The 14,323-nt window shown below is 72.7% G+C and carries 10 protein-coding genes; 4 read left to right on the forward strand and 6 right to left on the reverse strand.

Annotated elements, in window-relative coordinates:
- The first annotated feature begins 176 nt into the window (after positions 1 to 176).
- Together ACFZA0_RS00100 and ACFZA0_RS00105 are read left to right on the forward strand one after the other, a co-directional pair.
- A complete protein-coding gene (locus ACFZA0_RS00100) occupies positions 177 to 5,117 on the forward strand; it encodes an NAD-glutamate dehydrogenase domain-containing protein (protein WP_391008695.1) in 4,941 nt (1,646 codons plus the stop codon).
- A 107-nt stretch (positions 5,118 to 5,224) separates the two neighbouring features.
- Positions 5,225 to 5,752, forward strand: coding sequence for a GtrA family protein (locus ACFZA0_RS00105; protein WP_391008697.1), 528 nt, complete (start codon positions 5,225 to 5,227; stop codon positions 5,750 to 5,752).
- Positions 5,753 to 5,834: 82 nt separating this feature from the next.
- On the opposite strand, the gene ACFZA0_RS00110 is transcribed toward ACFZA0_RS00105, so the two are convergent.
- Positions 5,835 to 6,776, reverse strand: a complete 942-nt coding sequence (locus ACFZA0_RS00110) for an ATP-binding cassette domain-containing protein (protein WP_391008700.1) — start codon at positions 6,774 to 6,776, stop codon at positions 5,835 to 5,837.
- Positions 6,769 to 7,689 (reverse strand): ABC transporter permease, encoded by a 921-nt coding sequence (locus ACFZA0_RS00115; protein ID WP_391008702.1) that lies wholly within the window; start codon positions 7,687 to 7,689, stop codon positions 6,769 to 6,771. The genes ACFZA0_RS00110 and ACFZA0_RS00115 overlap by 8 nt, the downstream gene beginning before the upstream one ends.
- 240 nt (positions 7,690 to 7,929) lie before the next feature.
- On the opposite strand from ACFZA0_RS00115, the gene ACFZA0_RS00120 reads away from it, so the two are divergent.
- Complete coding sequence (locus ACFZA0_RS00120) at positions 7,930 to 8,568, forward strand: TetR/AcrR family transcriptional regulator C-terminal ligand-binding domain-containing protein (protein ID WP_391008705.1); 639 nt, start codon at positions 7,930 to 7,932, stop codon at positions 8,566 to 8,568.
- 213 nt (positions 8,569 to 8,781) lie between these two features.
- On the opposite strand, the gene galE is transcribed toward ACFZA0_RS00120, so the two are convergent.
- From galE to ACFZA0_RS00135, 3 genes are all read right to left on the reverse strand, one after another.
- Positions 8,782 to 9,765 carry a UDP-glucose 4-epimerase GalE gene (gene galE, locus ACFZA0_RS00125; protein WP_391008708.1) on the reverse strand — a complete coding sequence of 328 codons (984 nt, stop codon included), beginning with the start codon at positions 9,763 to 9,765 and terminating at the stop codon, positions 8,782 to 8,784.
- Positions 9,766 to 9,941: 176 nt separating this feature from the next.
- Positions 9,942 to 11,276 (reverse strand): glycosyltransferase 87 family protein, encoded by a 1,335-nt coding sequence (locus ACFZA0_RS00130; RefSeq protein WP_391008711.1) that lies wholly within the window; start codon positions 11,274 to 11,276, stop codon positions 9,942 to 9,944.
- Positions 11,277 to 11,561: 285 nt separating this feature from the next.
- Positions 11,562 to 12,053, reverse strand: coding sequence for a MarR family transcriptional regulator (locus ACFZA0_RS00135; protein WP_391008714.1), 492 nt, complete (start codon positions 12,051 to 12,053; stop codon positions 11,562 to 11,564).
- 124 nt (positions 12,054 to 12,177) lie between these two features.
- On the opposite strand from ACFZA0_RS00135, the gene ACFZA0_RS00140 reads away from it, so the two are divergent.
- Complete coding sequence (locus ACFZA0_RS00140; protein WP_391008717.1) at positions 12,178 to 12,591, forward strand: Ohr family peroxiredoxin; 414 nt, start codon at positions 12,178 to 12,180, stop codon at positions 12,589 to 12,591.
- Between the two features lie 67 nt (positions 12,592 to 12,658).
- Here ACFZA0_RS00140 and ACFZA0_RS00145 read toward each other — a convergent pair whose 3' ends face one another.
- Positions 12,659 to 14,305 (reverse strand): hypothetical protein, encoded by a 1,647-nt coding sequence (locus ACFZA0_RS00145; protein WP_391011722.1) that lies wholly within the window; start codon positions 14,303 to 14,305, stop codon positions 12,659 to 12,661.
- Positions 14,306 to 14,323: the final 18 nt, after the last annotated feature.

A 14,323-nucleotide genomic window follows, 5' to 3' on the forward strand; every position in this document is an offset into this window, starting at 1 on the left:
AGCAGCGTCACACCCGTACGGCGTCGCAAAACTGGCCGATAACCCACCACTCAACTCCCCTTGCGGCATAGCGTCGACGCAGACCGGACACCCCGCGTCAAGGCGTCGCGTCGGAGGGGAAGCCATGGAACTTCCTTCAACGTCACGCAACGGCGCGCGACAGGAGCCAGAGGACAATGCAGACCAAGCTGGACGAAGCAAAAGCCGATCTGCTCGAAAGGGCGGCCCGGGTAGCTGAGAACGGTCAGGTCGGGGGGCACCTACCGACCGGACCCGCAGGTGAGGGCACCCCGGACCGGGACACCGTGCTCGCGTACCTCCAGCGCTACTACCTGCACACGGCCCCGGAGGACCTCGGAGACCGCGACCCGGTCGACGTCTTCGGCGCCGCCCTGTCCCACTACCGGCTCGCCGAGAACCGGCCGCAGGGCACGGCGAACGTGCGGGTCCACACCCCGACGGTCGAGGAGAACGGCTGGACGTGCAGCCACTCGGTCGTCGAGGTCGTCACCGACGACATGCCGTTCCTGGTCGACTCCGTCACCAACGAACTGACCCGGCAGGGCCGCGGCATCCACGTCGTCATCCACCCGCAGATGCGGGTGCGGCGCGACATCACCGGCAAGCTCGTCGAGGTGCTCACCGAGCGTCCCGCCGACGGTCTGCCGCACGACGTCCACGTCGAGTCCTGGATCCACGTCGAGATCGACCGCGAGACCGACCGGGCCGACCTGAAGCAGATCACCTCCGACCTCCTGCGGGTCCTGTCCGACGTGCGCGAGGCCGTCGAGGACTGGGAGAAGATGCGCGGCGGCGCCGCCCGTCTCGCCGAGGAACTGCCCGGCGAGCCGCTCCCGTCCGACCTGCGGGCCGACGACGTCGAGGAGGCCCGCGAGCTGCTGCGCTGGCTGGCCGGCAACCACTTCACCTTCCTCGGCTACCGCGAGTACGAGCTGCGCGAGGACGACTCCCTCGCCGCCGTCCCCGGCACCGGCCTGGGCGTGCTGCGCTCCGACCCGCCGCACGGCGGTGACGACAGCCACCCGTACAGCGAGTCGTTCGAGCGGCTGCCCGCGGACGCGCGGGCGAAGGCCCGCGAGCACAAGCTGCTCGTCCTCACCAAGGCCAACAGCCGCTCCACCGTGCACCGGCCGTCCTACCTCGACTACGTCGGCGTGAAGAAGTTCGACGAGAAGGGCGCGGTCGTCGGCGAGCGCCGCTTCCTCGGTCTGTTCTCCTCCGCCGCGTACACCGAGTCCGTGGTGCGGGTGCCGGTCGTGCGGCGCAAGGTCGACGAGGTGCTGGAGGGCGCCGGGTTCTCGCCCGACAGCCACGACGGCCGCGACCTGCTCCAGATCCTGGAGACGTACCCGCGCGACGAGCTCTTCCAGACGCCCGTCGACGAACTGCGCTCCATCGTCACCTCGGTCCTCTACCTCCAGGAGCGCCGCCGGCTGCGGCTCTACCTGCGCCAGGACGAGTACGGCCGCTACTACTCGGCCCTCGTCTACCTGCCGCGCGACCGCTACACGACCGGTGTGCGCCTGCGGATCATCGACATCCTCAAGGAGGAACTCGGCGGCACCAACGTCGACTTCACCGCCTGGAACACCGAATCGGTGCTCTCCCGGCTGCACTTCGTGGTGCGCGTGCCGCAGGGCACCGAGCTGCCCGAGCTGTCCGACGCCGACAAGGAGCGCATCGAGGCCCGGCTGGTGGAGGCCGTCCGCTCCTGGGCCGACAGCTTCGCCGAGGCACTGCACGCCGAGTGCGGCGAGGAGCGCGCCTCCGAGCTGCTGCGCCGCTACGGCGGTGCCTTCCCCGAGGGCTACAAGGCCGACCACAGCCCGCGTTCGGCGGTCGCCGACCTGGTCCACCTCGAAGAGCTGACCAAGGACGACGCCCAGCAGGACTTCGCGCTCAGCCTGTACGAGCCGGTGGGCGCCGCCCCCGACGAACGCCGCTTCAAGATCTACCGCCGGGGCGCGCCGGTGTCCCTGTCGGCGGTGCTGCCGGTCCTCAACCGCCTCGGCGTCGAGGTCACCGACGAGCGCCCCTACGAGCTGCGCTGCGCCGACCGCACCACCGCCTGGATCTACGACTTCGGCCTGCGCATGCCCAAGTCGCTGGGCCCGGCCGCCGAGCACCTCGGCGACAGCGGCCGCGAGCGCTTCCAGGAGGCGTTCGCCGCGTCCTGGACCGGCAAGGCGGAGAACGACGGGTTCAACACCCTGGTGCTCGGCGCCGGGCTGACCTGGCGGCAGGCGATGGTGCTGCGCGCGTACGCCAAGTACCAGCGCCAGGCCGGATCCCCCTTCAGCCAGGACTACATGGAGGACACCCTCCGCAACAACGTCCACACCACCCGGCTGCTCGTCTCGCTGTTCGAGGCGCGCATGTCGCCCGAGCACCAGCGGGCCGGACACGAGATCGTCGACGGCCTCCTGGAGGAGCTCGACGGCGCCCTCGACCAGGTCGCCTCGCTGGACGAGGACCGCATCCTGCGGTCGTTCCTCACGGTCATCAAGGCGACGCTGCGCACCAACTTCTTCCAGGAGACGGCGCAGGGCGCCCCGCACACGTACGTGTCGATGAAGTTCGACCCGCAGGCGATCCCGGACCTGCCGGCGCCGCGGCCCGCGTACGAGATCTGGGTGTACTCGCCGCGCGTCGAGGGCGTGCACCTGCGGTTCGGCAAGGTCGCGCGCGGCGGACTGCGCTGGTCGGACCGCCGGGAGGACTTCCGTACGGAGATCCTCGGCCTGGTCAAGGCGCAGATGGTGAAGAACACCGTCATCGTGCCGGTCGGCGCGAAGGGCGGCTTCGTCGCCAAGCAGCTCCCCGACCCGGCGGCGGACCGCGACGCGTGGCTCGCCGAGGGCATCGCCAGCTACCGGACGTTCATCTCGGCGCTGCTCGACATCACCGACAACATGGTCGCGGGCGAGGTCGTGCCGCCGGCCGGCGTCGTGCGCCACGACGGTGACGACACCTACCTGGTGGTCGCGGCCGACAAGGGCACGGCGACGTTCTCGGACATCGCCAACGAGGTCGCCGAGTCGTACGACTTCTGGCTCGGTGACGCCTTCGCCTCGGGCGGTTCCGCGGGCTACGACCACAAGAAGATGGGCATCACCGCGCGCGGCGCCTGGGAGTCCGTGAAGCGGCACTTCCGCGAGCTGGGGGTGGACACGCAGACCGAGGACTTCACGGTGGTCGGCGTGGGTGACATGTCCGGCGACGTGTTCGGCAACGGCATGCTGCTCAGCGAGCACATCCGGCTGGTCGCGGCCTTCGACCACCGGCACATCTTCATCGACCCGGAGCCCGACGCGGCGACCTCGTACGCGGAACGCCGGCGGATCTTCGAACTGCCCCGCTCCTCCTGGGCCGACTACGACACCTCCCTGCTGTCGGCGGGCGGCGGGATCTTCCCGCGCAACGCCAAGTCGGTCCCGGTCAACGCGCACGTCCGCAAGGCCCTCGGCATCGAGTCCGGGGTCACCAAGATGACCCCGGCCGACCTGATGCGGGCCGTCCTGGGCGCACCGGTGGACCTGCTGTGGAACGGCGGCATCGGCACGTACGTGAAGGCGTCCACCGAGTCGAACGCGGACGTCGGCGACAAGGCCAACGACGCGATCCGCGTCGACGGCGGCGAGCTGCGCGTGCGGGTCGTCGGCGAGGGCGGCAACCTGGGGCTGACCCAGCTCGGCCGCATCGAGTTCGCGCAGACCGGCGGCAAGGTCAACACCGACGCCATCGACAACAGCGCGGGCGTCAACACCTCCGACTGCGAGGTGAACATCAAGATCCTCCTCAACGGCTCGGTCACCGAGGGGGACATGACGGTCAAGCAGCGCAACAAGCTGCTCGCCGAGATGACCGACGAGGTCGGCCACCTGGTGCTGCGCAACAACTACGCGCAGAACACCGCCATCGCCAACGCGCTCGCGCAGTCCAAGGACATGCTGCACGCGCAGCAGCGCTTCATGCGCCACCTGGTGCGCGAGGGCCATCTCGACCGGGCGCTGGAGTTCCTGCCGACCGACCGCCAGATCCGCGAGCGGCTCAGCTCCGGCAACGGGCTGACCGGTCCGGAGACGGCCGTCCTGCTGGCGTACACGAAGATCACGGTCGCCGAGGAGATGCTGGCGACCTCGCTGCCGGACGACCCGTACCTCAAGGGTCTGCTGCACGCGTACTTCCCGAGCGCCCTGCGCGAGCGGTTCGCCGAGCAGATCGACAACCACCCGCTGCGCCGCGAGATCGTCACGACGGTGCTGGTCAACGACACGGTCAACACCGGCGGTACGAGCTTCCTGCACCGGCTGCGCGAGGAGACCGGGGCCTCCCTGGAGGAGATCGTCCGGGCGCAGACCGCTGCCCGGCAGATCTTCCACTCGTCGGCGGTGTGGGACGCGGTGGAGGACCTCGACAACACCGTCGAGGCCGACGTGCAGACCCGTATCCGCCTGCACTCGCGCCGGCTGGTCGAGCGCGGCACGCGGTGGCTGCTGAACAACCGGCCGCAGCCGTTGCAGATCGCGGAGGCCGTGGAGTTCTTCGGCGAGCGGGTCGAGCAGGTGTGGGCGCAGCTTCCCACGCTGCTGCGCGGCGCCGACCTGGAGTGGTACGGGAAGATCTACGACGAGCTGACCGGCGCGGGTGTGCCGGACGGACTGGCCACCCGCGTGGCCGGGTTCTCGTCGGCCTTCCCGGCCCTGGACATCGTGTCCGTGGCCGACCGCACCGGCAAGGACCCGATGGCGGTCGCCGACGTCTACTACGACCTCGCCGACCGGCTGCGCATCACCCAGCTCATGGACCGCATCATCGAGCTGCCGCGCGCGGACCGCTGGCAGTCCATGGCCCGCGCGTCCATCCGCGAGGACCTGTACGCGGCGCACGCGGCGCTCACCTCGGACGTGCTCACCGCCGGCAACGGCACCTCGACGCCCGAGCAGCGCTTCGCCGCGTGGGAGGAGAAGAACGCGGCGATCCTCGGCCGGGCGCGCGCGACGCTTGAGGAAATCCAGAGCTCGGACGCGTTCGATCTGGCCAACCTGTCGGTGGCGATGCGGACGATGCGCACCCTGCTGCGGACGCACTCGTAGGGCATGTGCGTGAGGGCGTCCCGGGCCGTGACCCACGGCCCGGGACGCCCTTTCCGGTTCCCGGGCGGGTTTTACGGCAAATCGGATGTTCCGGTTAAAGTGACCGCGTGTCTGTGAACCTCGCCGAGAGCCCTGGCCGTACGGCAGCCGCTGCCGCCGTGCCCCTCCCCGCCGCACCCCGGGTGCCGTCGTCCGTGCGGCATGGGCGGCATGGGCGGCCCGTGCGGCGGGTCGTCGTGGAGGCGGCGCGGTTCGCGGTGGTCGGCGGCAGCGGGGTGCTCGTCAACTTCCTGGTCTTCAACCTGCTGCTGCGCGGCGTGGGTTCGCCCGCGACGGCGGCGACCGTCGTGGCCGGCTGTGCGGCCGTGGCCACCAACTACCTGGGCCTGCGCCACTTCGCCTACCGGGACCGGGACGCGCGCACCCGGCGGCAGATCGCGCTGTTCTTCGTCCTCAGCGGTCTCGGGGTCGTCCTGGAGAGCGCGCTGTTCCTCGCGGGGTACCACGGGCTGGGCCTGCGCGGCCCGGTCGGGTCGAACGCCGTCAAGGCCGCCTCGCTCGTGGTGGCGTCGGGCTTCCGGTTCCTCGTGTACCGCACGTGGGTGTTCCGGCACGACGCACGCCGCGCCGCGTAGGGCGTCCCCGGAGGAGTCCGGGTGCGTCCCGCGCGGCGCGGCGTGCGTCGTGGTCACCGGGCGCGTGTCCGCGCCCGGTGGTTCAGGAGGGCAGCGGGGCGGACGCCTGGTCCGCCGGCTTCTCGGGAGCGGCCGGTCCGTCCTGCGCGGCCGGCGTCTGCGCGGGCTTCGGCTTCGGCTTGGGCTTTGCCTTCGCCTTGGGGGCGCGGTCGCCGGTGAAGGCCTCGTACTCCCGCATGACCTCTTCGGTGGGACCGTCCAGGACCAGCTCGCCGCGCTCCAGCCACAGCACCCGGTCGCAGGTGTCGCGGATGGACTTGGCGCTGTGGCTGACCAGGAAGACGGTGCCCGCGTGCTGGCGCAGCTCGCGGATCCGCTGCTCCGAGCGCTTCTGGAACGAACGGTCACCGGTGGCCAGCGCCTCGTCGACCAGCAGGACGTCGTGGTCCTTGGAGGCGGCGATGGAGAACCGCAGGCGGGCCGCCATGCCGGAGGAGTAGGTCCGCATCGGCAGGGTGATGAAGTCGCCCTTCTCGTTGATGCCCGAGAAGTCGACGATCTCCTGGTAGCGCGCCTTGATCTGCTCGCGGGACATGCCCATCGCGAGACCGCCGAGGTAGACGTTGCGCTCGCCCGTGAGGTCGCTCATCAGGGCGGCGTTCACGCCGAGCAGCGAGGGCTGGCCGTCGGTGTAGATGCGGCCGTTCTCCACGGGGAGCAGGCCGGCGACCGACTTCAGCAGGGTCGACTTGCCCGAGCCGTTGGTGCCGATCAGGCCGATGGCCTCGCCCCGGTAGGCGACGAACGAGACGTTCTTGACGGCGTGCACCTTGCGCACGCCCGAGGCACGCTCGGTCTTCTTGCGGCGCACGATGCGGTTGAGGGCGGCGGTCGCGCTGCCGCGTCCGGCGCCGGTGCCGTTGACCCGGTAGACGATGTCCACGTGGTCGACGACGACGGTGGGGATCCGCTCCGCCGGGGAGGCGGGGGGCGTGTCGGTGGGTGCCTCGACGTACTCAGCCACGGCCGTAGGTCTCCTCAGCCTTCCAGAAGTAGATGAAGCCGCCGACGCCCGCGAGCAGCGCCCAGCCGGCCGCGAACGCCCACACGTGGGCGGGGAGCTGGCTGGAGTGGAAGCTGTCGATGAGCGAGTACCTCATCAGGTCGATGTAAACGGCCGCGGGGTTCGACTGGAGCAGCACCTTGGCGAAGTGCGGGATGCCGTCCCGGCTCGTGAGCTTGGTGATGCTCCACATGACGCCGGAGACGTACATCCACGTGCGCAGCACGAAGGGCATGAGCTGCGCGATGTCCGGGGTCTTGGCGCCGATGCGGGCCAGGATCATGGAGACGCCCGCGTTGAACGTGAACTGAAGGATCAGGGTGGGGATCACCAGCAGCCAGGAGAACGAGACCGGCACGCCGAAGCAGAGCAGGATCACCACCAGCGCGGCCATCGAGAACAGGAGCTGCTGGAGCTGCTGGAGGCAGAACGAGACCGGCAGCGCCGCCCGCGGGAAGTGCAGGGCGCGCACCAGGCCGAGGTTGCCGGAGATCGCCCGGGTGCCGGACATGATCGAGCTCTGGGTGAACGTCCAGACGAAGACGCCGGTCACCAGGAACGGGATGTAGTCCGGGACGCCTCTCTTGGTGCCGAGCAGGATGCCGAAGATGAAGAAGTAGACCGCCGCGTTGAGCAGCGGGTTCATGACCTGCCACAGCTGACCGAGCTTCGCCTGGCTGTACTGGGCGGTGAGCTTGGCGGTGGAGAACGCGGCGATGAAGTGGCGCCGTGCCCAGAGCTGCCGGATGTACGCGGGCAGGGTCGGGCGGGCGCCGCTGACCGACAGGCCGTGGCGTGCGGCGAGCGCCGCGAGATCGTCGACGGGTTCGGCCATGGCCGTCGGCGCGGGCGGTGTGTGGAGGGCCTGGCTCACATCCGCTGCTTTCGCTCGGGGGAGAGGGTGCGTGCTCCGGAGGTCGTGTCGGGCACCCGGTGTTTCTTCACGGTTCTCTTTACGTTCTCTTACGTCGGGACGGGACCGTATCGTCGCATCGTGAGAGTAGGCCCATCCCGCGTCGCAACGCAACCGTTTCGTCGTGACGGCTGTCCTTCACCCGGGGCCTTTTCCGGTGCCGATTTGCGTCGGGACGCAACCGTTTCGTCGTAACGCCCTATGCTGGAAAGCATGACGACGAACGCCGACGAGCCCCAGACGCGTCCGCGGCGCCGGGCACCCGCAGGGGCGGCCGTACTCCGGGAGGACGTGACCGAGGCGATCCGCGCGGCCGTCTTCGAGGAACTGGCCTCCGTCGGCTACGCGCGTATGTCCATCGAGGGGATCGCCCGCCGGGCCGGGGTGGGCAAGACGGCGGTCTACCGCCGCTGGCGCTCCAAGCTCCACCTCGTTCTCGACCTGGTCTCCGCGGTCGCCGTGCAGGGTCTGCCCGCGCCGGACACCGGTTCCCTGGAGGGCGACCTGCGGCTGCTGTACGAGGTGACGTCCCGCGCGCTGCGCCACCCGGTCGCCTCGCAGATCATCCCCGACCTCCAGGCGGAGGCGGCCCGCAACCCCGAGATTGCCGAGGCCATGCAGAAGGCCCTGCGGGAGGGGCAGGAGGGCGTCGCGAGCGGCATCGTCGCGGCGGCCGAACAGCGCGGCGAGGTCCGCGCGGGCATCGACGACGAACTGGCCCTCGACCTGATCTCCGGCCCGCTCTACTGGCGCTCGGTGGTCATCCGCACCCAGAAGCTCCCCAAGGGCTACCTCGCGTCCCTGGCCCGCACGACGACGGCGGCGCTCAAGGCGCTGTGACGCGGAGCCGGCGGCCCCGGCGACGACTGCGGGGCGGACGGGGACACCCGGTCGGGCAGGCCCCGGCCGCCGAACCCGAAGGGTGCCCCCGGGGGCGTCGGCCGTGCCGTCGGTGCCGTCGGTGTCGTCGGTGCCGTGCGGGACGCGCCCGGTGCCCGCGTCGCGTGCGTCCGGGGCGGGGCGGTCCCCCTGTCCGCCGCCGTCGTCCGCGTCTCAGGCCGTGCGGGCCGCTTCCGGGTGCAGGCGGGTCCAGCCGGACCAGGCCGAGGTGATCATGTCCTGGACGTCGTGCTTGGCCTGCCAGCCCAGTTCCGTGCCGATGCGCTCCGCGGAGGCGACCACGCGTGCCGGGTCGCCGGGCCTGCGGGCGGTGACCACCGGGGGGATGCCGTGGCCCGTGACGGTGTTGATGCGGTCGATCATCTCCCGCACCGAGACGCCCTCTCCGCTGCCGACGTTCAGCGTCAGCTCGCGGCCCGGGGCGGCGTCGAGGGCGCGGGCGGCCGCGACGTGGGCCTCGGCCAGGTCCACCACGTGGATGTAGTCGCGGACGCACGTGCCGTCCGGGGTGGCGTAGTCGTCGCCGAAGACGCGCGGTGCGGCGCCCTCGGTCAGCTTCTCGAAGACCATCGGGATCAGGTTGTAGACGCCGACGTCCGCCAGTTCGGGCCGGGCGGCGCCCGCGACGTTGAAGTAGCGCAGCGACGCCGTCGACAGGCCGGTCGCCCGCCCCGTCGCGCGTACCAGCCACTCGCCGGCCAGCTTCGTCTCGCCGTACGGGCTCATCGGCGAGCAGGGCGTCTCCTCCGTCACCAGGTCCACGTCCGGCATGCCGTACACGGCGGCCGAGGACGAGAACACGAACGACGGCACGCGCGCCCGCGTCACCGCGTCCAGCACGACGCGCAGGCCCTCCAGGTTCTCGCGGTAGTAGTACAGGGGCCGTTCGACCGACTCGCCCACCTGCTTGCGGGCCGCGAGGTGGACGACACCGGTGACCCCGTGCTCCGTGAGGACGGCGGCGACGCGGTCGGCGTCCAGGGTCGAGCCCGTGATCAGCGGGACGTGCTCCGGCAGCCGTTCGGCGAAGCCGGAGGACAGGTCGTCGTACACCACCGTGCGCTCGCCCGCCTCGGTCATCGCCCGCACGACGTGCGCCCCGATGTAGCCGGCGCCGCCCGTGATCAGCCAGGTCATCTGTGGCGTCTCCTCGTCAGTTGGCCCGTGGCGGTGCACGGACTCCGGTGGGCCTCAGTCAAGCAGGCGCCGGTACGGGCGGGGAAACGCGGGAGGAGCCGGGGCCGGGTGGGGCGAAGCGGGCGCGGCCGGGGGCGGCGCGGCCGGGGCGGCGCCCGGCCGCGCCGCCCGCCTCCTCAGTGCGCGTCGAGCGTCTCCCTGGCCGCCGGGCGCAGGGCCGTGAGGGCGCGCAGGGTGGCGGAGTCGCGGGGGAGCCCGCCGCCGTACGGGGCGGCCGTCCTGGACGCTCGCCACAGGCGGACCAGGGACAGCACCGCGGCGACCGCGAGCAGCCCGTTGCGGAGGACCATCAGACCGCAGCCGGTCGCGGTGCTCGCCTCGACCTCGCGGTAGAGCGCCGGGTACACCACGGAGCTGACCGCGGTGGCCGTGAGGACCAGGGCGACGACCGGGCGCTGCGTGGTCTGCCGCGAGGTCAGGCACACGGCGGCCAGTCCCACCAGCCAGACCATGTACTGCGGGCTGATCACCCGGCTGGTGACGGTGAACAGCAGGACCGCCGTGAGCGCGGCGTCGGGCGGTGTGGCCTCCGTCCAGTGCCGGGCGCGCACCCTCCAGAGCAGCAGGAGGGCACCGGCGACGGCGCTGAGGGCGAGGGAGACGTGCGCGACGGCCGCGACGTGCGGGCCGGTGAACTCCATGGCGCCGTACTGGTACCGCACGCCCCCGGGCCACCCGGCGTGCCTGGCGAGCCCCAGCGCGGTGCCGCCCAGCGACTCGATCTGCACGCCCCGGCCGCCCTGCTGCGCGAGGAAGGACAGCGGGTGGCGGAACAGGGCGGCGAGCAGGACGAGCACGGCGGCCGCGGTGGCGCCCGCCCAGGTCCAGGCGGTGCGTGTCGTACGGCCGCGCGGTGTGCCCACGAGCACCAGCAGCGGCCACACCTTCACCAGTGCTCCGAGGGCCGCGAGCGTGCCGCACGCGCGGGCGGAGCCGCGCAGGGAGAACCGCGAGAAGCGGGTCGACCGCAGGGCCCTGGAGAGCAGCGGCGACCAGGAGGACAGCGCGAGCAGGGCCAGTACGGCGAGGGCGGTGACCTGGACGTCGTAGCGGGCGAGGGGGAGCTGGAGCAGCAGCGGCAGGCCGCAGGTCCACACCGCGGCGCCGCCCAGGCTCCGGGCGGGGCGCAGTCCGGCGCGTGCCAGGGCGACGGCGGTCACCGCGTCGGCCAGCAGGGTCAGCGCCACGAACGCCCGGAAGTAGCTCAGGCCGGGCAGCAGCGCGGGCAGCAGCAGGACGGGTCCGGCGCCCGGCGGGTACTGCCAGAGCGTGTCGCCCGTGGGGAACGCGCCGCGGGCCAGCACGCCGTACCAGTGCGCGTACAGGTGCCACACCTCGCGGCCCACCCCGCCGCCGCCCAGCAGGGGCGAGGCGCTGTGCGTGAGGAGCCACAGCATCGCGGCGCGGGTGGCGAGCCAGGCGGTGGCGAGGGCGACGAGGTGACGTTTCATCACGGCGGATGCTAGTCGCGCAATGCCGCGAAACGGGGCAAATGGTGACGCCGGGTCGAGGTACTCCCTGTCCGGCCGCGCCTTTCTGGGGGAGCGGCTGCCGCGCACGCGTTCGGCGGCGACCCCGGCCGAGGCCCGCCCGGACGGCCGGACCGGCGAGCGGGTGCGGCGCCGCGGACGGCCCGCTCCCCGGGTACCGGCGGCGGGTGCCGGGGCGCCGGCCGTCGTGCTCGCGGCCCGGCGGCGCCGTGCTGTTCTACCTGCGCGGCGGCGCCGCCCCGGCCGTCACAGGGCCGCCCCGTCCGCGACCGCCCCGTCGAGGGCGGCGGTGAGGCGCTCCAGGCGGGTGCGCAGGTCGTTGATCTCGTCCAGGCCGAGGCCGGTCGCGGCGCCGATGCGCAGGGGCACGCGCGCGGCCCGTTCGCGCAGTGCGGCGCCCCGGTCGGTGGGCCGCACCCGCACCGACCGTTCGTCGCTCGCGCTGCGTTCGCGGGTGACCAGGCCGGCCGTCTCCAGCCGCTTGAGCAGGGGCGAGAGCGTGCCGGAGTCGAGGCGCAGGCGTGTGCCGAGGTCCTTCACGGGCAGTTCCCCGTGCTCCCAGAGGGCCAGCATCACCAGGTACTGCGGATACGTGATCCCGAGGTCCTTGAGGACCGCGCGGTAGACGCCGTTGAAGGCGCGCGACGCGGCGTGCAGGGAGAAGCAGATCTGCCGGTCGAGGCGGAGGAACTCCTCGGCACCGGGGTGTTCGGCGGGCGGGGGCTGCGTCGCGGTCATGGGGCAAGGATAGCTCTTGCGGTCGATTCAGTTGTGCACAATTTAATTGTGTGCTGTACTCGTGACCGTGAGGGCGGCCCGCACCGGGCCGCCGGCCACGAACTCCGAGAGGGTCGGTATTCCCATGGACGCGCTGTACACCGCTGTCGCCACCGCCACGCACGGCCGCGACGGCCGCGCCGTCTCCACGGACGGCAAGCTCGACCTCCAGCTCGCGGTCCCGGTGGAGATGGGCGGCAGCGGCGAGGGCACCAACCCCGAGCAGCTCTTCGCCGCCGGGTACGCGGCCTGTTTCGCCAGCGCCCTGGGCGCGGTCGGCCGTGCCGCGAAGGTGGACGTGAGCGACGCCGCGGTGACCGGCGAGGTCGGCATCGGCAAGGAGGGCGAGGGCTTCGCCCTGGCCGTCACCCTGCGCATCGAGCTGCCCGACACGGTGGACGCGGAGACCGGCCGCAAGCTGGTCGAGCAGGCCCACCAGGTCTGCCCGTACTCCAACGCCACCCGCGGCAACATCCCCGTCGAGCTCGTCGTCGAGTAGCGGCCGGCGGTTGGGGGCGGCGGAGCCGCCGGGCGGTCGCACGGCCGCCGGGGCGCCGCCCCGCCCCTCACCCCGCGACCCGCGCCAGCACCTCTCCGGTGCGCGCGCTCCACGCGACCACCACCGCCTCCGCCGGCACCGGGTGCCAGCGCGTCAGCAGCAGCCAGCGCACGTGGTAGCGGTGGGCGATCGCGGTGCGCCGGGCCCGGTCGGTGGTGGGCGCCAGGTAGGTGCGCACGTCCGCCAGCCGCTCGCGGCGAACCGTTTCGTCCAGCGAGGCGTCCGGCCACGCGGGCGCGGCGAGGTTCGCGCCGTAGCCGGCGACGGTGTGCACCGCGTAGTACCCGTCGGTGATCACGACGTCCCCGCGCCGCAGATGCTGTGCCGCCCACGCGTAGGAGGGCCAGCGCGGGGGCTGGTCCAGGCCCACCGGGTCGAGCGAGCGCGGCACCACCGCCCCCGCCTGCACGGTCAGCAGGCCCAGGCAGGCCCCGGCCGCCGCCGCCGTGCCCAGCAGCCGCAGGCCGCGGCGCCACGGGCTGGGCCGGGCCAGCTCCACCGCCAGCGCGAACTGCGGTGCCACCAGCGTGAGTCCGAGGATCCTGCCGTACGTGTAGTGGCCGCTGAACCAGCCGTACGCCACCGCGAGGCAGTCCAGGGCGAACATCAGCACCAGCGGGTCCCGCGCCGATCGTGCGGCGGCCCGGACGCCCCCGCGCGCGTCGGCCCCCGGCCGCGCCCCCGCCCGCCGCGCCCGCAGCCACAGGGCCGGCAGCCCGATCAGCGCGAGCCAGAAGTGGCCGCCGAGGTCCAGGTAGAGCCGCCGGTGCAGCGCGTCCACGCTGTCGTCGCCGGCCAGCGCGAGGACGTCGAAGTACGGCCAGGCGGCGGCCGCGCAGCCCGCCACCGCGGCGGTGAGCGACCACCGCAGCAGCAGCCCCCGGCGGCGGCGGGCGCGTTCGCGCGGCGGGCGGATGCGGGAGCCCCAGCGCTGCTCGCCGGCGACGCAGGCGACCGCGCCGAGGGCCGACGCCACCGCCGTGATCGGGTGGACGAGCAGGACGAGCGCGTACAGCAGGCCGAGCGCCGCGTACGAGGTGAGGCCGCGCATGCCGCGCGGGCCCACGAAGCGCACCGGCGCCCCGTCGCGCGCCAGCGCGAGGGTCCACGCCCAGGCCCAGAACGACAGCCCGATCGCGAACGTCGACGGGTAGCCGAGGTTCCCGGTCATCGACATCAGCCCGAGGTAGCCGCTCCACCACGCGCGCTCGGTGCCCCACAGCAGCGTCATCGCGGCGAGCGCCAGGACCGGCGCCCACGCGCGCGTGGTGAGCGCCCGCGTGAAGCGGCCGACACCGGTCAGCAGCACGACCAGGTTCACCGGGCCCGCGAGCCGCACCACGTCCCAGCCGCTGAGCCCGGTCCACCGCGCGAACGCGCCCTCGGCCACCGCGTACGGCGAGTAGTAGGGGCTGCCCGCGCCCGGCAGGTCCGCCATCGGGTGCCGGGGGTGCAGCAGGCTCGCCCGCAGGCGCTCGACGACCGCCGCGTGCTGGCCGGCGTCGCAGCACAGCGGTACGCGGAACCAGGCGAGCGACATCAGCAGCCAGAACGCGAAGCCGAGGACCTGGTACGGCGTCGGGCGCCACGAGCGTCCGCCGCGCAGCGCCGTCGCGCCGCGCACGGACTGCCGGGTGAGGACGCCGGCGCCCACGTCGGCGCTCACCGGCGG

The sequence above is a fragment of the Streptomyces sp. NPDC008150 genome, from assembly GCF_042956945.1.
In the GTDB taxonomy this organism is placed as follows: domain Bacteria; phylum Actinomycetota; class Actinomycetes; order Streptomycetales; family Streptomycetaceae; genus Streptomyces.

Excerpts from the sequence above, each read along its gene's own strand:
- galE (WP_391008708.1), bottom strand. The coding sequence starts at position 9,765 with ATGACCTGGCTGATCACGGGCGGCGCCGGCTACATCGGGGCGCACGTC.
- ACFZA0_RS00100 (WP_391008695.1), top strand. The coding sequence starts at position 177 with ATGCAGACCAAGCTGGACGAAGCAAAAGCCGATCTGCTCGAAAGGGCG.
- ACFZA0_RS00130 (WP_391008711.1), bottom strand. The coding sequence starts at position 11,276 with ATGAAACGTCACCTCGTCGCCCTCGCCACCGCCTGGCTCGCCACCCGC.
- ACFZA0_RS00135 (WP_391008714.1), bottom strand. The coding sequence starts at position 12,053 with ATGACCGCGACGCAGCCCCCGCCCGCCGAACACCCCGGTGCCGAGGAG.
- ACFZA0_RS00140 (WP_391008717.1), top strand. The coding sequence starts at position 12,178 with ATGGACGCGCTGTACACCGCTGTCGCCACCGCCACGCACGGCCGCGAC.
- ACFZA0_RS00120 (WP_391008705.1), top strand. The coding sequence starts at position 7,930 with ATGCTGGAAAGCATGACGACGAACGCCGACGAGCCCCAGACGCGTCCG.